Origin of the sequence: Micromonospora sp. MH99 (assembly GCF_021442385.1) — a bacterium.
In the GTDB taxonomy this organism is placed as follows: domain Bacteria; phylum Actinomycetota; class Actinomycetes; order Mycobacteriales; family Micromonosporaceae; genus Micromonospora.
Genome location: NZ_MUZA01000097.1, coordinates 1 through 18,482, shown reverse-complemented (window position 1 = coordinate 18,482; position 18,482 = coordinate 1). Strand labels below are relative to the sequence as shown.

Sequence of the window (18,482 nt, the reverse complement as noted above, 5' to 3'; positions counted from 1 at the left end):
GTGCTGGGCCGGGCGATGAACGGGCACCTGGACGTGGCGACCGCGCTGGCCGTCGACCCGGTCGGCACCGCCGGGCCGCGCGACACGCTGCGCCGCCGCTACGACGCCCCCGGCGCCGCCGCGCTGCTCACCGCCGCCGGGCTGGCGGTCGAGGAGATCCATGGGGTACGCGTGTTGGCCGACCTGCTGCCCGCCTCGGTCGCCGACGGACAGTCCACGGCCCTGGTCGAGCTGGAACTGGCGCTTGCCGCGCAGTCTCCCTACCGGGACCTGGCCGCCCAACTGCACCTGTTCGCCCGCCGGCCGGCATGACCGCCGCACCGGGCGGTGGGCCGCCGCCGCTGGCCGTCCTCGGCCCGCCACGCAGCGGGGACCGACTCGCCGACGTGCTGCCCAGCGCGCTCGCCGTGCTGGGCGTGCCCGGGTCGACCGACCCGCTCGGGCTGGTCCCGGCCCTGGCCGGGGTACGCCGGATCGCCGTACTGCTGGTCGACGGGCTCGGCTGGTACCAGCTGCCGACCGCCGCGCCGCACGCGCCGACCCTCGCCGGGCTGGCCGCGACGGTGGGTCGGCCGCTCATCGCCGGTTTCCCGTCCACCACCCCGACGAGCCTGGTGACGCTCGGCACCGGCGTCGCGCCCGGCGCGCACGGCGTGCTCGGCTTCACGGTGCGGGTGCCCGGCACCGATCGGGTGCTCACCCACACCGACTGGGCCGCCGACCCGTCGCCGCTGCGCTGGCAGCCGGTGCCCACCCAGCTCCAACGGGCCCGCGCCGCCGGTGTGACGACGACCGTGGTGAGCCGGCCCGAGTTCGGCGGCAGCGGATTGACAGTGGCCGCCAACCGGGGCGGCGACTTCCGGGGCGCCGCCGGCGCCGACGAGGTGGCTGGCACCATGCTGGCCGCGCTGTCCGCCGGCGACGGGCCGACCCTGGTCTCGGGCTACCACGCCGACCTGGACCGGCACGGGCACCTCAGCGGAGTCGACTCGGCGCCCTGGCGGGTCGCCGCGACCGAGGTGGACACCCTGCTCGCCCGGCTGGTCGACGGGCTGCCGCCGGACGCGGCGCTGCTGGTGACCGCCGACCACGGGCAGCTCGACGTGCCCCTGGGGCACCGGTTCGACCTGGACACCGATCCACGGCTGCGCGACGGGGTCCGGGTGGTCGCCGGCGAGGCCCGGGTGCGCTACCTGCACGCCCAGCCGGGCGCGGTCGACGACGTGGTGGCCGCCTGGTCGGCGGTGCTCGGCGACGCGGCGCGGGTGCGTACCCGGGAGGAGATGGTGGCCACCGGCTGGTTCGGGCCGGTGCCCGAGGAGCACCTGGAACGGATCGGCGACGTGGTGGTGATCTGCAACGACACGTACGCCGTCATGGCCAGCCGCACCGAGCGGCCGATGGCGTCGAAGCTGGTGGCGTACCACGGGGCGGACACCGCGGCCGAGCTGACCGTGCCGCTGCTGGTCGTGCGGGGCTGACCGGCGCGCGGTCCGGCCGGTTGGCCGGTGGTGCTGTCGTACCCCCGGGTTAACCTGCTCCGATGGGCCGCAGCCAGTCGTTGCCCCGGGGCGACGATCCGCGCTTCGGGCCGGACGCCGACGATTCCGCAAGCCCGATCCTGCACGTCGACATGGACGCCTTCTTCGCCGCCGTCGAGGTGCGCCGTCGACCCGAGCTGCGCGGCCGGCCGGTCATCGTCGGCGGTGTGGGGCCGCGCGGCGTGGTCAGCTCGGCCAGCTACGAGGCCCGCCGGTACGGGGTCCGCAGCGCGATGCCGACCAGCCAGGCCCGCGCCCGCTGCCCCCACGCGGTCTACCTGCCACCGGACTTCACCGCCTACACGGCCGCGTCCCGGGCGGTCATGCAGATCTTCCGGGACGTCACCCCGCTGGTCGAGCCGCTCTCCCTCGACGAGGCGTTCCTCGACGTTGCCGGGGCCCGCAGACTGTTCGGCTCCCCGGCGACCATCGCCCGGTTGATCCGGCGTCGGGTCGCCGACGAGCAGGGGCTGACCTGCTCGGTCGGGGTGGCGCCGAGCAAGTTCGTGGCCAAGCTGGGTTCCACCCGGGCCAAACCCGACGGGCTGTTGGTCGTGCCTCCGGGGCAGGTCCTGGACTTCCTGCACCCGCTACCGGTGAATGCGCTGTGGGGCGTGGGGGAGCGGGCCGCCGAGACACTGCGCCGACTCGGCCTGGCCACCGTCGGCGACCTCGCCGCGGCGCCGCTGGGCCTGCTCCGCCGGGCGGTGGGTGCGGCGTCCGCGGCGCACCTGCACGAGCTGGCCGCAGGGCGTGACCCGCGGCGGGTGACCCCCGAGCACGTCGACAAGTCGATCGGCGCCGAGGTGACCTTCGACGCCGACGTGGCCGACCCGCTGGAGATCCGCCGCGCCCTGCTGGCGCTCAGCGCGAAGGTCGGTGTCCGGTTGCGCGGTTCCGGTCAGGTCGGGCGCACGGTCACCCTCAAGGTGCGGCTGGCCGACTTTCGCACCGTCAACCGCTCCCGCACCCTCGGCGTGCCCACCGACACCGCCCGCGAGATGTTCGACACGGTCTGGGCGCTCTACACCGCACTGGACCCGGGCGAGCGGATCCGGCTCGTCGGTGTCCGGGTGGAAGGGCTCGCCCCGGCGCAGGGCGCTCCCCGGCAGTTGACCCTCGGCGCACCGGAGCGCGGTTGGCGGGAGGCGGAAGCCGCCGCGGACGCCGCTGCTGCCCGATTCGGGCGGTCCGTCATAGGTCCGGCCAGTCTGATGGGCGACCGTGACGCCCATCGAAAGGAAAATCCGCCCCACCCGTAGGTCGTCCCGCTTTCCGACGCGCGACCCCCCTCGTAGACTTGCGGGTAAGCAGCCGGTTGGCTGCCACGGTCTGTCGGCCCGAGTGGGCCCGACCAACGTGACCGGGGAGGAGTGCCGTGCCGCTCTCGGAGCACGAGCAGCGGCTGTTCGAGCAGATCGAGCGGTCGCTTGCCGAGGACCCCAAATTCGCCTCGGCCGTGCGCGCCAGCGATCCGCGCTTCCACGCGCGGCGTCGCCTGCTCGTCGCTGCCGGCGTGATCATCGCTGGCTTGGCTCTACTGGTCTACGGCGCGGTGATCAAGACTCCACCGCTCGCGGTGGCGGGCTTCGTCGTCATGCTGGCGTCGGCCGCGTTCGCGGTGCAGTCGCACCGACGGGCGCAGTCACCTGACCTGCACGTGGTGGGTGGCACGACGAGTCGTCGTCCCCGCGGTGGCCGGTCCGGTCGCCGCCGGTCGATCCTGGACCGGATGGAAGACAGGTGGCGGCAGCGCCCGGAGGGGCACCGCTGAGCCCGTCCCGCCGCTGAGGCGGGCCGTACACCGCGACGAGCGGGTCGCCGGGAACGCCCCGGCGACCACTGTCGCATCCGCGTGCCCGCCGCCTCCCGCCGCCGGGCGTCACCCCGCGCCGCGCTCACCCCGGGCGTCACCCCGCGCCGCGCTCACCCCGGGCGTCACCCCGCGCCGCGCTCACCCCGCGCGTCACCACCGAGATCGCGCCGATCTTGCGGTTTCTGTCGTCCAGATGCGTGGGATGCCCCTTATGCGGCGACCGAAAGTGCAAGATCGCTGGGGCTGGGGCTGGGGCTGGGGCTGGGGCTGGGGCTGGGGCTGGGGCTGGACGGGGGCGCCATGGGCGGCGCCCCCGTCCGGGCCTCGGTCAGCGGGCCGCCCGGTCGGCCAGCATCCGCCGGGGATTCCAGCGCAGCAGCCGGTAGCGGAGCCGTCCGGTCAGCGCCACCAGGCGCCCGGAAGCGTCCGCCAATGCGATCCGCCAGCGCAACAGCACCGAGGGCGGCAGCACGGTGGCGACCAATCGGGTCCGTCGATCCGCCCGGGCGGCGAGCGCCCCGCGGATCGCGCGGAGCGCCGGCGGCAGCGGTTCGCCGGTCAGCGGGTCCCGCGCGTACCGGGCCCGCTCCTCCGCCCGGCCGAGCAGCCGCGCCGCTCCGACCGCCGCCGGATCGTCGACGAGGGCATCGCGGACCAGCCGGTCCGCGGTCGCCCGGGGCGTCTCGGTCTGGTCCACCCGGACCTTGAAGTCGACCATCGTGTCCAGCAGCTCGGCCCAGGCGGCGTGCGCGTCGGCGCGAGCGCGGGTGACGTCCGCCTGGACCACCATCACCGGTTTGCCCTCGGTCGGCGGGGTGTCGTCCGGCATGGCGGTGGCCACCGTGGCCTCCGCCCGGCCGGCCCGCCGCCGGCGCAGCGCCAGTCGACGAAGCCCCGGCACCGCCAGCAGCGCCAACAGGGCCAGCACGCCCGCCGTCCACCATGGCCAGACCGGCGGCTGCTCGGCCGGCTCCGTACCACCGAGGGAGAGGCCGGAGTCGGTGTCACGGTCCGCGTTGTCCGGGCCGGCCGGACCCGCCGAGGAGTCCGGATCCGTCGGGCTGTCCGTGGCGCCCGTCTCCGGGCTGGACGGCTCGGGCGCGTCAGTGTCCGGCGCCCAGGCCGACCGGGTGGAACCGGGCACGCCGTACGCCGGGGTGGCGTCGAACGGCACCCAGCCGATCCCGTTGAAGAAGACCTCGGTCCAGGCGTGCAGGTTGAGGTTCGTCAGGGTGTACGTGTCGCCGTCGCGCTTGCTGCCGTTGGTGAACCCGAACGCGACCCGGGCCGGGATGCCGGCCGAACGGACCAGCCAGGCCATGGCGGCGGCGTACTGCTGGCAGTAGCCGACCTTGTTGGTCAGGAAGTTGACGATGTCCTGGCCGCTGCTGCCGCTCTCGGTGCTGAGGCGGTACTTGAAACCGTTGTCCGCCGAGAAGTGCTGGTAGATCGCGAGGACCCGGTCGTACTCGGTGCGCTTGCCCTGGGTCAGCCCCTTGACCAGCTCCTCCACCTCGGGCACCGGGCCGGGGGTGGCGGTCTGCTGCCGGCGGACCGGGTGGTCGGCCGGCAGTGGCTCCGCAGCCCGCAGGGCCGCCGGAGTGTACGTCGAGCGGACGTAGTCGAACGTGTACTTACGCCCCCGCGAGCTCTCCCGGTTGGAGAAGACGATCTGCTGGTTGGAGTCGTAGAGCCAGTTGCCGTTCAGGTCCTTGGTGCGCACCGGTACGGCGTACACCGGCATCAGGGACATGCTCAGGCTCTTGGTCACCTCGACGGTCGCCCGGTACTCGGTCTGCTGCACCCCCGGGCCGGCCTGCTCGTTCGGGTTGGGCAGATCGCGGTTGGCCGGCTGGCCGCTCGCCGCTCGGGCCTGGAAGCCACTCGGGCGCAGGTCGTCGGCCACCGCGTAGCGCAGGTAGAACGGGTTCGGCTCGGAGGTGGTCACCTTGACCAGGTCGGCCACCTCGGATTGGTTGAGCTGGCCGGCGAGCGACGCGAACAGGTCGATCCGGCCGGACGAGCCGCCCGAGCCCCGGCCGGTGCCGCTGCCGTTGCCCGTGCCACCGGAGAGCGAGTCGAGCAGCCCACCGGTCATGCCGGGCACCGCCAGGGGCAGCGCCACGGCCACCACCACGCCGACCACGGCGAGCCGACGGCCCGCGGAGGCCAGCGGAGAGGCCTCCCACACGTCCACGTCACGACCGTCGCCGGTGAACCGCCGGCCGAACCGACGGACCCGGTCGACGTTGTCGGTGACCAGCAGCCACAGGTAACCGGCGGCGCCCACCACGAACGGCGTCGGGGGGACGCTGTCCACGTAGACGGCGACCGGCACCGAGTAGATCGCGAGCATCGGCAGCCCGGCCAGCGCGGGCCGTCGCAGCCCCACCGCCAGCACGTCCACGAGCACGGCCACCCCGCCGACGCCGAGCACGGTGATGAACAGCAGCGGGTCCGTGTCCGGAACCTCGACGCCGTACGAGCGCATGTCCTGCATCGAGCCGGCGAGCAGGTCGGTGAAGTGCTCGATCGTGGCCGGCGTGGGCAGGAAGGTCAGCAGCTCGCTGCCGCTGGGGAACAGCCAGGTCAGCGCGAGCAACAGGGCGGCCAGCATGCCGAGCACCTGACCCCAGAGCGGTGCGCGGACGAGCCGCGTCAGCGCGGCGACCCCGGCCACCACTGCGACGGCGATCGCGCACTGGACCAGCCACGTCCAGGTCTGGAAGATGGCCGACAGCGGCGCGGCGGCGAGCAGTGTCGCGGCGGCCGCCACCGCGCCGGTGTTCCGGCTGGCGTTCATGAGGGGAACCTTCCGTTCATCGCACGCCGCCGGCGACCGTCTCGGCCAGCGCGGCGCGCAGGGCGAAGCCCTGGGATCCTCGGCCGGCCTGCGGCCACAGCGCGGGCAGTCGGCTGCCGTGGTCGACGCCGACCACCCGCCAGCCACTGCGCACCATGGCCAGCACCGCCGAGCCGTGCGCGTGCTCGGCCTCGGCGCGGGCCTTCTCCGGCAGGCTCAGCCAGGTGGAGCTGTCCAACAGGAAACCGGCGCACGTCGCGCCGTTGCCGCGCAGCCCGGCCAGCAACTCAGCCTCGGCGACGCTGACCATGCCGAACAGCCCGATGATCAGGCCACCGTCGGCGCGCTGCCGAACCCGCTGCACCAACCCGGTCACGTCGGCGCGCTGGTCCAGACGGACCTCGGCCAGATGGTCGAGCAGCACACCGTCGCCGCCGCCCTCCGAGGCGTCCACGTCGACTCCCGAGCCGGTGACCAGGCGCAGCTTGTAGCCGGACTGCCGCAGGTGCACGGCGATGCTGGCGGCGGCGGAGACCGCCCACTCGAAACTCGACGTCGGGCCGTCGCCCCGGTGGCCGTACGCGCGGGTGTCCAGGACGACGGTGGCCCGACTCTCCCAGGGCTGTTCCTCCCGGCGCACCATCAGCTCGCCGGTGCGTGCCGTGGACTTCCAGTGCACCCGGCGCAGGTCGTCGCCCCGCCGGTACTCCCGGGTCGCCGCGTCGTCCTCGCCGTGCACCGCCACCGAGCGGGCCCGGCTGTCGCCGCTGCCCGCGTACTCCCCGGGGAGCCGGACCGACGGCAGGGGGGTGACCTGCGGGATGACCGTCAGGTGGTCGGTGCTGGGGAAGGAGCGGGTGAGCTCGCAGAGGCCGAACGGGTCGGTCATCCGGACCACCAGCGGGCCCACGTCGTAACGGCCCCGCACGTCGGCGCGCACCGTGTACGCCACGGAGCTGGCCTGGTGCGCGCCGAGCCGTTCCAGCACCACCCGGGGACGGCTGCCCAGCGCGTAGGGCAGCCGGTCCTCCAGCAACAGGGTGCCGGTGGGCAGCCGGGAGAGGTTCTGCAGGCGCAGCACGACCCGCGAGTTGGCTCCGACCGGGACCCGGTGCGGGTCCAGCGACCGGTTGCAGGCCAGCTTGTAACGGCTGCGACCCACGTAGGCGGCGGCCAGCAGCGGCAGGACGGCCAGCAGCACGGCCACCCGGAGCAGGTCCTTCTCGCCCAGGATGAGGGCCGAGATCGCCGCCGCGATCGCGGCCGCGAGGAACGAGCGCCCGCGGGTGGTCAGCCCGCGCAGCCCGGCACGCACGTCACGGCCTCCGCGGCTCGTAGGGCGCGCGACCGTTGCCGGTGGCGGGTCGGGTGTCGTAGGGGCTGCGTTGCCGGTCGTGCGGCAACGGCAGCCGGTGCACCAACTCGGAGACGATCGCGTCGGTGGTGCGCCGGGCGAGCTGCGCGTCGGCCGTCGGGATGATCCGGTGCGCCAGCACCGGCACCGCCAGGGCCTGCAGGTCGTCGGGGAGCACGTAGTCGCGACCCTCCAGCGCGGCGACCGCCCGGGCCGTGCGCAGCAGTTGCAGGGTCGCCCGGGGGGACGCGCCGAGGCGCAGGTCGGGGGCTTCCCGGGTGGCGGTGACCAGGTCGATGGCGTACTGCTTGACGGCGTCCGCGACGTGCACCTGCCGGACGGTGGCGATGAGCTGCCGGACGATGTCCGCGTCGGAGACCGGGCGCAGCTCGTTCAGCGGGTCGGTGCCGCCGTGCCCGTCCAGCATGGCCAGCTCGGCGCCGGCGTCGGGGTAACCCATCGCGATCCGGGCGGTGAACCGGTCGCGCTGCGCCTCGGGCAGCGGGTACGTCCCCTCCATCTCGATCGGGTTCTGGGTGGCGATGACCATGAACGGGGTCTGGAGCTGGTAGGTCACACCGTCGACGGTGACCTGCCGTTCCTCCATGCACTCCAGCAACGCCGACTGGGTCTTCGGCGACGCCCGGTTGATCTCGTCACCGACGACCAGGTTGGCGAAGACCGCGCCCGGGCGGAACTCGAAGTCGTGCGTCTCCTGGTTGTAGACGCTGACGCCGGTGACATCGCTGGGCAGCAGGTCGGGGGTGAACTGGATCCGGCGCACCGTGCAGTCGATGGACCGCGCGAGGGCCTTGGCCAGCTTGGTCTTGCCGACGCCGGGAACGTCTTCGATGAGGAGGTGGCCCTCGGCGAGCAGGACGGCCAGGGCCAGCCGCACGGTGGCGGTCTTACCCTCGATGACCTGCTCGATGTTGGCCACGATGGCCTCGCTGGCGGCGCGGAACTCGTCGTGCGGCAACAGGCCGCCCACCTCGTCCCAGGTCTGTTGTGTCACGGGCCTCCTCCTCGTCGCCGTCACGGCAGCTCTGTAGAGAGCACCTGGACCCGCCGTTGGGTTCGCGACGTCGAGCCTCGTTTGCCGCAGGATTCTCACTGGCCTCTCAGGCTAACCATGTTTGTCGTTATCGCCGACCCCCGCAGGTAGTCCGCCGCTTACGCACGGATATTCGCCGAGATGGGGGATCGAGCCGACCGCGCCGGCGGTTCCTCCGGCTCCGTCGGCGACGGGGTACACTGCCGGGCATGGCCGGAGTCTTCCTGCTTCTTACCGGGCCGTGCTGATGCGCTGAACGCGCGACAGCACGGCGGCCCCTCCTGCGCGAGGGGCTTTTTTGTGCCCGCCGCCGGTCCGGCCCGGTGGTGCCGAGACGAAGCGAAGCGAAGCGAGGAGAAACGATGAGTGAGGCAGCCGCACCGGCGGGCGACATCCCCCCGTTCCGGTACACCGCGGCCCTGGCTGACGAGATCGAGACCCGTTGGCAGGACACCTGGGCGCGCGAGGGCACCTTCCACGCACCGAACCCGACCGGTCCGCTGGCCGATCCGGGCCACCCCCGGGCCGGGGCGGAGAAGCTGTACGTACTGGACATGTTCCCGTACCCGTCCGGCGCCGGCCTGCACGTCGGCCACCCGCTGGGCTACATCGGCACCGACTGCTTCGCCCGCTACCAGCGGATGGCCGGGCGCAACGTGCTGCACGCGATGGGCTTCGACGCGTTCGGCCTGCCCGCCGAGCAGTACGCCGTGCAGACCGGCACCCACCCCCGCACCACGACTGTGGCGAACATCGAGCGGTACAAGGCGCAGCTGCGCCGGCTGGGGCTGGCCCACGACGAGCGCCGCTCGGTGGCGACCATCGACACCGACTTCTACCGCTGGACGCAGTGGATCTTCCTGCAGATCTTCAACTCCTGGTACGACCGCGACGCCGGTAAGGCCCGGCCGATCGCCGAGCTGATCGCCGAGTTCGAGGGCGGCAACCGGCCCACCCCGGACGGCCGGTCCTGGGCCGAGCTGAGCGTCGCCGAGCGTCGGCAGGTCGTCGACGACCACCGACTGGCGTACGTCTCGGAGGCGCCGGTGAACTGGTGCCCCGGGCTGGGCACCGTGCTGGCCAACGAGGAGGTCACCGCCGACGGTCGCTCCGACCGGGGCAACTTCCCGGTCTTCAAGCGCAGCCTGAAGCAGTGGAAGATGCGGATCACCGCGTACGCTGACCGGCTGCTGGACGACCTGGACAGCCTGGACTGGCCCGAGCCGATCAAGCTGATGCAGCGCAACTGGATCGGTCGCTCCACCGGCGCGCACATCGACTTCCCGACCACCCGGGAGCCGATCCGGGTGTTCACGACCCGCCCGGACACCGTCTTCGGGGCCACCTACATGGTGCTGGCGCCCGAGCACGAGCTGGTCGACACGCTGGCGCCGGCCACCTGGCCCGACGGCACGAGGGACGCCTGGACCGGCGGGCACGCCAGCCCCTCCGAGGCCGTCGAGGCGTACCGCAAGGCGGCGGCCGCCAAGACCGACGTCGAGCGGCAGTCCGACAGCAAGGAGAAGACAGGCGTCTTCATCGGCGCGTACGCCACCAACCCGGTCACCGGCGGGCAGATCCCGATCTTCATCGCCGACTACGTGCTGGCCGGCTACGGCACCGGCGCGATCATGGCGGTGCCCGCCCAGGACGAGCGGGACTGGGCGTTCGCCGAGGTGTTCGAGCTGCCCATCGTGCGTACCGTGCAGCCGGCGGAGGGCTTCGACGGCAAGGCGTACACCGGGGACGGCCCGGCCATCAACAGCGCCGCGCCCGAGCGCGGCCTGGACCTGAACGGCCTGGGGGTCGCCGACGCCAAGGCGGCGATCATCGCCTGGCTGGAGGCCAACGGCCACGGCACCGGCGCGGTGACCTACCGGCTGCGCGACTGGCTGTTCTCCCGCCAGCGTTACTGGGGTGAGCCGTTCCCGATCGTCTACGACGAGAACGGCGCCGCGATCGCCCTGCCGGAGGAGATGCTGCCGGTCGAGCTGCCGGAGGTGGAGGACTTCTCCCCGAAGACGTTCGACCCGGACGACGCGGCCTCCAACCCGGAGACCCCGCTGTCGCGACGCCGCGACTGGGTCGAGGTCGAGCTGGATCTGGGTGACGGCCCGAAGCGCTACACCCGCGAGACCAACGTGATGCCGCAGTGGGCCGGCTCCTGCTGGTACGAGATGCGCTACCTGGACCCGACCAACTCCGAGCGGTTCGTCGACGCGGAGAACGAGCGGTACTGGATGGGCCCGCGCGGCGAGGGCGACTGCGGCGGCACCGACCTGTACGTCGGCGGCGCCGAGCACGCCGTGCTGCACCTGCTGTACGCGCGGTTCTGGCACAAGGTGCTGTTCGACCTGGGGCACGTGTCGTCGTTCGAGCCGTTCCGCAAGCTGTTCAACCAGGGCATGATCCAGGCGTACGCGTACACCGACTCGCGCGGCAGCTACGTGCAGGCCGAGGACGTCGTCGAGCGCGACGGCGCCTACTACCTGGGCGACCTGACGGTCAACCGCGAGTACGGCAAGATGGGCAAGTCGCTGAAGAACGTGGTGACCCCCGATGACATATGCGCCGCCTACGGCGCGGACACCTTCCGGGTGTACGAGATGTCGATGGGCCCGCTGGAGGTGTCCCGCCCCTGGGAGACCCGGGCCGTGGTCGGCTCGTACCGGTTCCTGCAGCGCGTCTGGCGGGCGATCGTCGACGAGCAGACCGGCGCGGTGCGGGTCACCGACGACCCGGCCGACGACGCGACCCGCCGGCTGCTGCACAAGGTGATCGACGGGGTCCGTGGCGACATGGACGGCATCCGGTTCAACACCGCTATCGCCAAGCTGATCGAGCTGACCAACGGGCTGACCCGGCTGTCGACCACGCCACGGGAGGTGGCCGAGCCGCTGGTCCTGATGGTGGCGCCGTTCGCCCCGCACGTGACCGAGGAGCTGTGGCGCAAGCTGGGCCACGACACCTCGCTGACGTACGCGGACTTCCCGACCGCCGACCCGGCGCTGCTGGTGGCCGAGACGGTGACGTATCCGGTACAGGTCAACGGCAAGGTCCGGGGCCGCATCGAGGTCCCCGCCGACGCCGCTGAGGAGACCGTCCGCGCGACGGCCCTGGACGCGGTTGCCGCCAGCCTGGCGGGCAGGGAACCCCGCAAGGTCATCGTGGTCCCGGGCCGCCTGGTCTCGATCGTCGCCTAACCACCCCACCCACCCCTCCCCGCCGCCCCCCGCCCCCGCCCCCGCCTCTCGTCCCGGTCGATCATGGAGTTGTGGTGCCCGAGTCGCCCCGGGCCAGGGGATTCGTCCCCACCACCACTCCATGATCGACGCGACCGGGCGGGGCGGCGTGGGGGCGCGGGGCGGGGGTTAGGGGGACAGGGGGGTGGCGACTGTGTGGCGGTGGGTGTGCAGCCAGTCCTGCCAGCGGCGGATCACCTCCACCGCGCCCGCGTCGCGCAGGCGGCGCATGGCCGGCACGTCGCGGTCGGCGTCGGCGTCGATGCCCCGCCAGGTGCTCCCGATCTGGTCGAGCATCACGTCCACCAGTTCCGCCCGGGGCAGCAACCCCGGGCCGGCCGCGTCGTAGGCGGCGCAGAGCACACGACACCGCCGACCCAGCTCTGCCGGGTCGGCGCCCTCGCCCAGCGGCGCCCAGTGCCAGCCGGCGAACGCCACGTCCTCGATCCGGCGGCCCGGCCGGGCCAGGTCCCAGTCGATGAAGGCCACGGGCAGCGGCCCGGTCGGGGAGTCCCGGTACACGGTGTTCTTCGGCGACAGGTCGCGGTGGCACACGGTCTCGGCGTCGCCGGCCAGGTCGGTGCCCGCACACGCGTCGTGCAGCCGGCGGATCAGCTCGGCCAGCCGCACCAGCGCCGCGTCGGCGAAGAACCCCGGATCCTCCCGGTCCCGCCACGGCACCCGCCCCGCGACGTAGCTGAGCACCTGCCGACCGCGGTCGTCGACGCCCAGGTGCCGGGGCGCGAGGTCCGCGCCCACCTCGGCCAGGTGGCGCAGCAGCGCACCGACGAAGTCCAGGTTGGCCGGTGGGGTACGTCGTACCGTGTCGCCGATCCGGACCACGTCGGCGACGTAGCCACCGGTGAGCGCCTCCTCGGCGTCGCGACCGGAGGGCGGCCAGTCGGCGTGGCCAGCGGTGAGCGGCTGGTCGGCGTTTCCGCTGGTGGGCGGCTCCTCGGCGTGGCCGCCGGTGGGCGGCTGGTCGGCGGCTCCGCTGGTGGGCGGCTGCGCGGTGGCGCCGTCGGTCGGCCGGGGCATGGTCAGGCCGGGATCCGGCGGCGGCGTCGTTCGCCGCGCCACCACTGGTGGACGAGCACGATGCTGGCGATCAGGCCGAGGCTGGAAGGGGCGGCGGCGTACCAGTTGATGTGCCCGGGTGAGCTGACGGCCGCGCCGATCGCGGCGTAGCCGAACGCGGTCGGCGCGGCGGCGATCACGCTGCCGGCCAGGAACGGCAGCATTCGGGCGCCGGTCGTGCCGTAGCCGTAGCTGACCAGGCCGAAGCCGGCGATCGGCAGCAGCCGGACGGTGATCACGCCGACCACGCTCTGCCGGGCGAACCACCCGTCGAGGCGGGCCAGTCGGCCCCGGACCCGCTCGGCGACGAACTCCCGGCCGAGCAGCCGGCCCACCGTGAACCCGATCGCCGCCGCCACCAACGCGGCGCCCAGGGCGTACGCCGCGCCCTCCAGGGGGCCGAAGATCGCGCCCGCGGCCAGCGTGATGAAGGTACGGGGGACCAGCGCGACCAGCAGCAGCGCTCCACCGAGGATCGCCGCCACCGGAGCGAGGCCGCCCAACCGGTCGGCCAGGTCCGGCAGGTGCGCCAGATCCGGTCGGGGCAGCAGGAGCAGCAGCAGTCCGCAACCCCCGATCAGCAGCACGAGCAGGGCGAACCGGGCGGCCGACGGCTGCCGGAGCAGCCGCCGGACGGCTCGGATCATGCCCGGGCGGGGGCCACTGCGGCGCGGCGCTCGTTGCGCAGCCGGTCCGACCAGGTGTCGTCCAGCGGAGGCAGCTGGTGTGCCCCGGTGGCCCAGCGCAGCAGCAGGTCGGCCAGGGCCGGGTTGCGGGCCAGTGCCGGGCCGTGCGAGTAGGTGCCCAGCAGCTTGCCCCGCCACGCGCCCTCGGTGGCGCCGTCGTTGCCGATCCCGGTGGTGACCCGGGCGAGCGGGGCGACCTCCGGACCGAGGTGGGTGCGACCGCCGTGGTTCTCGAAACCGGTCAGCGGAGGCAGGCCCAGCCGGGGGTCGATCTCACCGGCCAGCTCGCCGACGGCGCGGCTCTCGCCCCGGTCGGACTGCAGGTCCAGCAGCTCCAGCCCTCGACACTGGACGCCCTTGGCGAAGAAGGAGGTGCCGAGCAGCTGGTAGCCGGCACAGACGCCGAAGACCACCGAGCCCTGGGCGACCGCCCGGTGCAGGCCGCCGTCGGCGAGCAGCCGCTGGGCGCCCAACGCCTGCGGGCCGTCCTCGCCGCCGCCGACCAGGTAGATGTCGGCGGTCGCGGGCAGCCGCTGGTCGGAGCGGACCTCCAGCACCTCGACCGGCATGCCGCGCTGGCGGGCCCTTCGGGCGAGGATCAGGGCGTTGCCCCGGTCGCCGTAGGTGGACAGCAGGTCGGGGTAGATCCAGACGATGCGCAGGCTCTCAGATGACACGGTCCAACTCCGCTCGGATGTCCTGGAACGCGGTGTAGTTCGCGATGACCTCCAGCCGCCCGGGCGGGACCGACCGGATCGCGTCGTCGAAGGTGCGTACGTGCTGGAACGGTACGTCGTTGACGTCCAGTCGGACCGCCAGGTCGTAGGCCCGGTCGCCGGTGATCAACACCTGCCGGCCGCGCAGCGGGGCGAAGTCGACGTCGTAGAGCCAGGAGGTGTCCAGACCGTCGGGGTCGCGCGCGTTGATGGAGAGCAGTGTCGGCGCGTCGTCGGCCATGTCGAAGGCCTCCAGCCAGCTGGCCGGGTTCTTGGCCAGCAGCAGCCGGATGTTGCGCCCGTCCTTGTCGACCTGCGCGTAACGCCCGGCCACCGAGGTGACGATGCCGAGGCGGGACACCGCGTCGACGGGGCGTACGCCGAACTCGGCCGCCACGGCCAGCGCGGTCGCCGCGTTGCCGAGGTTGACCTTGCCGGGCAGCTGGAGGGAGACCTTGTGCCAGGCCCCGGTGGGGTCGAGCACGCCCTCGTCCTCGACGACCCAGTTCGGCTCCGGTCGGCGCAGCGCACAGCCGGTGCACCACCACTGCTCGCCCGAGCGCTGGATCGTGGAGCCGCACTCCGGGCAGACCCAGGAGTCGTCGTGCCAGCGCTGGCCGGCGCTGAACCAGGTCACGTGGGGCGGGTTGATGCCCCGGGCGGGGTCGCCGGGCGGGGTGGCGGCCCAGACCACCAGCGGGTCGTCGGCGTTGGCCACCACCCGTACGTCGGTGTGCCGGACCAGCGCCGCGCGCCAGAGCTGCGCCATCATGGCGACCTCCTTGGCCCGGTCCAGCTGGTCGCGGGAGAGGTTCAGCAGCGCCACCACGTGCGGTTCGGTCGACTCCAGCACCTGGGCGAGGTAGTGCTCGTCGACCTCCAGTACCGCGTACGGGGTGCTGCCGGCCTTGGCCAGCGCCGAGGTGTGCCCGCTGGGCATGTTGGCGCCGAAGGAGTTGGTGGCGACCCGGCCGAGCACGCCGACCGCGGCGGCGGTCAACCGGGTGGTTGTCGTCTTGCCGTTGGTGCCGGAGACGAGCGCGATGGCGCGTCCGGCCGACAGGTGCGCCAGCAGGTCCGGGTCGATCTTCAGCCCGATCCATCCGCCGATCACCGATCCGTCGCCACGGCCGGCGGCCCGGGAGAGCGCCGCGGCGGTCCGTGACACGGAGCTGGCCACCTTGGCCCGTAGGGGCATTTTCGCGTCCGTCACGCGAGCGAGGTTACCGGACCGCCCGCCTCGCCAGATCGCCGCCGACGGTGAACCGTTCGGCCGTGGCGTCCGCGCGGGTGGTCGGTTCGCGCTCCACCGGACGGAGTCGATCTATGTCGGAAAGCGGACCACGCCGGGGGAGGGCTCCGGCCCTCCACTCCGCTCCACCCCGTGTGACGTGCGGTTTTGCGCGTGAATCGAACGCGCCACGCGGGCGAATCTGGTTGCAGGTGGAGGGAAGTGGAGTAAGGTGGGGCCCAATGGTGAGGCCGGGAGGGCTCACCGGCCCGGGGGGTCAGCGGCGCCGCGAACGCCGCTCAAGGGCGAGGGGGTAGGGCCGGATGTTCCTCGGCACCCATACTCCGCGCCTGGACGACAAAGGCCGGTTGATCCTTCCGGCCAGGTTCCGGGATGAGCTGGCGGGGGGTGTCGTGGTCACCAAAGGGCAGGATCGTTGCCTCTATGTCTTTCCGACACCCGAGTTCCAGCGGATCGCGGAGCAGTTGCGCGCGCAGCCGATGACGCACAAGGCGGCCCGGGCCTACAGCCGGGTCTTCTTCGCCAGCGCGCACGACGAGGTGCCGGACAAGCAGGGCCGCGTGACGATTCCGGCACACCTTCGCCAGTACGCCGCGCTCGACCGTGACCTGGTGGTCATCGGCGCGAGCACGCGGGTGGAGATCTGGGACAAGGTCGCCTGGGAGACCTACCTCGCCGAGAGCGAAGACGACTTCGCCGACATCGAGGAGGGGGTGCTGCCCGGCGGTCTGTAGGGCGGAACGGCGCCCGACGTACTGCGAGATCTCCAGCCGCTTTCGAGTTCCTGGCACCCCTTCCCCGGTGCCAGGCGCACGATCCAGTCATCGGGCGCGCGTCCGGTGTCCGGCGGGAGCGGATGGGGATCTGGCGGTACGACGGCAGCGCCGTCGCCACGGCAGGCGCGCGAGAAGAACGGACGTTTCAACCAGTGGGGGTCGACATGGGGGAGTTGCGCGGCACGCACGTGCCGGTGCTGCTCGAGCGGTGTCTCGAGCTGCTGGCCCCCGCGCTGGGTCGAGGCGGCCGCACGGTGCACGTCGACGCGACGCTCGGCCTGGCCGGGCACGCGGAGGCGGTGTTGGAGGCGCACCCGGAGACGGTCCTGATCGGGCTCGACCGGGACACCGAGGCGCTCGCTCACGCGCGGGTCCGGCTGGCGCGGTTCGCCGACCGGGTGCACCTGGAGCACGCCGTCTATGACGAGCTGCCCGAGGTGCTTGAGCGGCTGGGCTATCCGGGAATCGACGGGATCCTGTTCGACCTGGGTGTCTCGTCGCTGCAACTGGACGCGCCCGACCGCGGGTTCGCGTACGCGCAGGACGCGCCGCTGGACATGCGGATGGATCAGACGCGGGGGGTGACCGCCGAAGAGGTGGTCAACACGTACGCCCATCCGGATCTGGCCCGGGTGCTGCGGGTGTACGGCGAGGAGAAGTTCGCCGGCCGGATCGCCTCGGCGATCATCCGGGAGCGGGAACGCGCCCGGATCACCTCGTCCGCGCGGCTGGCGGAGCTGGTCCGGGATTCCATTCCGGCGCCGGCGCGACGAACGGGCGGACACCCGGCAAAGAGAACGTTTCAGGCTTTACGGATCGAGGTAAACAGAGAGCTGGCAGCGCTGGAGACGGCGCTGCCGTCCGCGCTCGACGCTTTGACCGTGGGCGGTCGCATGGTGGTCCTGTCCTACCACTCGCTGGAGGACCGGCTCACCAAGGCGGCGCTCGCGGATCGGGTCCGCAGTAAGGGCCCGATCGACCTCCCGGTTGAGCTGCCCGGGTCCGGTCCGACGTTCCGGCTGCTCAGCCGGGGCGCCGAACTGCCCGGGGAGGCGGAGGTCGCCGCGAACCCGCGCGCCGCTTCGGTGCGGTTGCGGGCCGCGGAGCGACTCGACCCGAACGCGACAGAACAGGGGCGGACCGACCGCGAACGGTCCCGCCGCAGGGTGAAGGGGATGCACCAACCGGGCACTGGGTCAGCCTGATCCGTGGGGGATCAGGGGCACCGGGACGGCAGAGGGACGGATGTAGAGGGGGAGGGACATGAACATTGACAAGCGCGACCGCCGGGACATCACCGGCGGCGGGCAGCGCGCACCGCGGTCGGGGGGCCGGACCGCGGCGGAGCGAGCCCCGCGCGTGGGGAACGGTACGCCACGCATCGATCGAGTCAACCGGCAGGGGGAGGCTCGCGCCCGGGGGGCGCGCGAGTTCCCGACCCAGGGCAGCGCCGCGCTGCGTCCGGCCGAGAAGGCAGGCGTCGCCGCGACCGCTCGCTCGCCTCGGCTGCGGGTGGCGCCGCCGCCGCCGGTGTCGGTGCCGCGCGCGCCGTTCGCGGCGCTGATCGTGGTGCTGGTGGTCGGTGGGGTGCTCGGCATCCTGGCGGTCAACACCAAGATCAATGAGAACGCCTTCCGGTTGGAGAAGCTGCAGCAGCAGCAGGCCCGACTGGACCTGGAGAAGCAGCAGCTGGACAAGCAGATCACCGAGTACGAGGCGCCGGGCAACCTGACCGCCGAGGCGCGTCGGCTGGGTCTGGTGGACGCCGGTGAGCCGGCGTACATCCGGATGCCGGACGGCAAGACCATCGGCGTGCCGAAGCCGGCGACCGGCCAGCCGTCGGTCACCAGCCAGGGCGCGGGAGGCTGACAAGTGTCACCGAGGTCGGACGAGCCGCGCCGGAACCCGCCAGGGTCCCGGCGCGGTTCTTCGCGTGCTGCCGGGCCCGCCGACGACGAGTCGCGGGCCGGCGAGCCGGGCATCGGGGGCATCTCCGGCGCCCGGGCGTACACCCCGAGGGGCCGGACCGTCCGCGAGGGCACGCCGGCGCGCGGTGGGGCGGCCGAGCAGCGGCGTACCCCGCGCAGCACCCGGTCCGGTGACCCGTTCCGGCCGGCGTTGCAGGTGCTCGACGGCGGCCGGGCCGCCGCCCGTTCCGGCCGGCG

At 73.2% G+C, this 18,482-nt stretch carries 14 protein-coding genes and 2 pseudogenes; 9 read left to right on the top strand and 7 right to left on the bottom strand.

Going from position 1 to position 18,482, the window contains the following annotated elements; genetic code table 11:
* The 4 genes and pseudogenes from B0E54_RS29945 to B0E54_RS29930 all read left to right on the top strand — a co-directional run.
* Positions 1 to 312: pseudogene (locus tag B0E54_RS29945) on the top strand (SAM-dependent methyltransferase); the annotation flags it as partial.
* Complete coding sequence (locus B0E54_RS29940; RefSeq protein WP_308195426.1) at positions 309 to 1,481, top strand: alkaline phosphatase family protein; 1,173 nt, start codon at positions 309 to 311, stop codon at positions 1,479 to 1,481. The pseudogene B0E54_RS29945 and the gene B0E54_RS29940, both read left to right, overlap by 4 nt.
* A gap of 62 nt (positions 1,482 to 1,543) precedes the next feature.
* Complete coding sequence (locus B0E54_RS29935; protein ID WP_234590675.1) at positions 1,544 to 2,803, top strand: DNA polymerase IV; 1,260 nt, start codon at positions 1,544 to 1,546, stop codon at positions 2,801 to 2,803.
* A gap of 116 nt (positions 2,804 to 2,919) precedes the next feature.
* Positions 2,920 to 3,315 carry a DUF3040 domain-containing protein gene (locus tag B0E54_RS29930; protein WP_234590673.1) on the top strand — a complete coding sequence of 132 codons (396 nt, stop codon included), beginning with the start codon at positions 2,920 to 2,922 and terminating at the stop codon, positions 3,313 to 3,315.
* A 370-nt stretch (positions 3,316 to 3,685) separates the two neighbouring features.
* On the opposite strand, the gene B0E54_RS29925 is transcribed toward B0E54_RS29930, so the two are convergent.
* The 3 genes from B0E54_RS29925 to B0E54_RS29915 are packed head-to-tail and all read right to left on the bottom strand — an operon-like array spanning position 3,686 to position 8,529.
* On the bottom strand, positions 3,686 to 6,160 hold the full coding sequence (locus tag B0E54_RS29925; RefSeq protein WP_234590671.1) for a DUF3488 and transglutaminase-like domain-containing protein: 2,475 nt from the start codon (positions 6,158 to 6,160) through the stop codon (positions 3,686 to 3,688).
* A gap of 16 nt (positions 6,161 to 6,176) precedes the next feature.
* On the bottom strand, positions 6,177 to 7,475 hold the full coding sequence (locus B0E54_RS29920) for a DUF58 domain-containing protein (protein WP_234590669.1): 1,299 nt from the start codon (positions 7,473 to 7,475) through the stop codon (positions 6,177 to 6,179).
* A gap of 1 nt (position 7,476) precedes the next feature.
* Positions 7,477 to 8,529 carry a MoxR family ATPase gene (locus tag B0E54_RS29915; RefSeq protein WP_234590654.1) on the bottom strand — a complete coding sequence of 351 codons (1,053 nt, stop codon included), beginning with the start codon at positions 8,527 to 8,529 and terminating at the stop codon, positions 7,477 to 7,479.
* A 401-nt stretch (positions 8,530 to 8,930) separates the two neighbouring features.
* On the opposite strand from B0E54_RS29915, the gene leuS reads away from it, so the two are divergent.
* Positions 8,931 to 11,771: a leucine--tRNA ligase gene (gene leuS / locus B0E54_RS29910; protein ID WP_234590650.1), complete on the top strand. Its 2,841-nt coding sequence runs from the start codon at positions 8,931 to 8,933 to the stop codon at positions 11,769 to 11,771.
* 168 nt (positions 11,772 to 11,939) lie between these two features.
* Here leuS and B0E54_RS29905 read toward each other — a convergent pair whose 3' ends face one another.
* Genes B0E54_RS29905 through B0E54_RS29890 form a run of 4 tightly spaced genes read right to left on the bottom strand, consistent with a single transcriptional unit; the run spans position 11,940 to position 15,487 of the window.
* Positions 11,940 to 12,848, bottom strand: a complete 909-nt coding sequence (locus B0E54_RS29905) for an aminoglycoside phosphotransferase family protein (RefSeq protein ID WP_234590625.1) — start codon at positions 12,846 to 12,848, stop codon at positions 11,940 to 11,942.
* 2 nt (positions 12,849 to 12,850) lie between these two features.
* Complete coding sequence (locus tag B0E54_RS29900; protein ID WP_234590612.1) at positions 12,851 to 13,534, bottom strand: TVP38/TMEM64 family protein; 684 nt, start codon at positions 13,532 to 13,534, stop codon at positions 12,851 to 12,853.
* A complete protein-coding gene (locus B0E54_RS29895; protein WP_234590610.1) occupies positions 13,531 to 14,250 on the bottom strand; it encodes a type 1 glutamine amidotransferase in 720 nt (239 codons plus the stop codon). The genes B0E54_RS29900 and B0E54_RS29895 overlap by 4 nt, the downstream gene beginning before the upstream one ends.
* A complete protein-coding gene (locus tag B0E54_RS29890) occupies positions 14,240 to 15,487 on the bottom strand; it encodes a MurT ligase domain-containing protein (protein WP_234590677.1) in 1,248 nt (415 codons plus the stop codon). The genes B0E54_RS29895 and B0E54_RS29890 overlap by 11 nt, the downstream gene beginning before the upstream one ends.
* A 356-nt stretch (positions 15,488 to 15,843) precedes the next feature.
* Here B0E54_RS29890 and mraZ point away from each other — a divergent pair, with 356 nt between their 5' ends.
* The 4 genes and pseudogenes from mraZ to B0E54_RS29870 form a co-directional block, all read left to right on the top strand.
* Positions 15,844 to 16,275: a division/cell wall cluster transcriptional repressor MraZ gene (gene mraZ, locus B0E54_RS29885; RefSeq protein WP_007463034.1), complete on the top strand. Its 432-nt coding sequence runs from the start codon at positions 15,844 to 15,846 to the stop codon at positions 16,273 to 16,275.
* Positions 16,276 to 16,397: 122 nt separating this feature from the next.
* The gene (gene rsmH, locus B0E54_RS29880) at positions 16,398 to 17,522 is read left to right on the top strand and encodes a 16S rRNA (cytosine(1402)-N(4))-methyltransferase RsmH (RefSeq protein ID WP_374109332.1); all 1,125 of its coding nucleotides are present in this window, start codon (positions 16,398 to 16,400) and stop codon (positions 17,520 to 17,522) included.
* Positions 17,523 to 17,580: 58 nt separating this feature from the next.
* Entirely contained in the window at positions 17,581 to 18,186 is a 606-nt protein-coding gene (locus tag B0E54_RS29875) for a hypothetical protein (RefSeq protein WP_234590607.1), read from the top strand.
* 3 nt (positions 18,187 to 18,189) lie between these two features.
* A pseudogene (locus tag B0E54_RS29870) lies at positions 18,190 to 18,482 on the top strand (penicillin-binding protein 2); the annotation flags it as partial.

What these genes read in the sequence shown, in the direction of transcription:
- mraZ (WP_007463034.1), top strand. Translation starts at nt 15,844, where the DNA reads ATGTTCCTCGGCACCCATACTCCGCGCCTGGACGACAAAGGCCGGTTG.
- B0E54_RS29935 (WP_234590675.1), top strand. Translation starts at nt 1,544, where the DNA reads ATGGGCCGCAGCCAGTCGTTGCCCCGGGGCGACGATCCGCGCTTCGGG.
- leuS (WP_234590650.1), top strand. Translation starts at nt 8,931, where the DNA reads ATGAGTGAGGCAGCCGCACCGGCGGGCGACATCCCCCCGTTCCGGTAC.
- B0E54_RS29925 (WP_234590671.1), bottom strand. Translation starts at nt 6,160, where the DNA reads ATGAACGCCAGCCGGAACACCGGCGCGGTGGCGGCCGCCGCGACACTG.
- rsmH (WP_374109332.1), top strand. Translation starts at nt 16,398, where the DNA reads ATGGGGATCTGGCGGTACGACGGCAGCGCCGTCGCCACGGCAGGCGCG.
- B0E54_RS29890 (WP_234590677.1), bottom strand. Translation starts at nt 15,487, where the DNA reads ATGCCCCTACGGGCCAAGGTGGCCAGCTCCGTGTCACGGACCGCCGCG.
- B0E54_RS29900 (WP_234590612.1), bottom strand. Translation starts at nt 13,534, where the DNA reads ATGATCCGAGCCGTCCGGCGGCTGCTCCGGCAGCCGTCGGCCGCCCGG.
- B0E54_RS29905 (WP_234590625.1), bottom strand. Translation starts at nt 12,848, where the DNA reads ATGCCCCGGCCGACCGACGGCGCCACCGCGCAGCCGCCCACCAGCGGA.
- B0E54_RS29940 (WP_308195426.1), top strand. Translation starts at nt 309, where the DNA reads ATGACCGCCGCACCGGGCGGTGGGCCGCCGCCGCTGGCCGTCCTCGGC.
- B0E54_RS29875 (WP_234590607.1), top strand. Translation starts at nt 17,581, where the DNA reads ATGAACATTGACAAGCGCGACCGCCGGGACATCACCGGCGGCGGGCAG.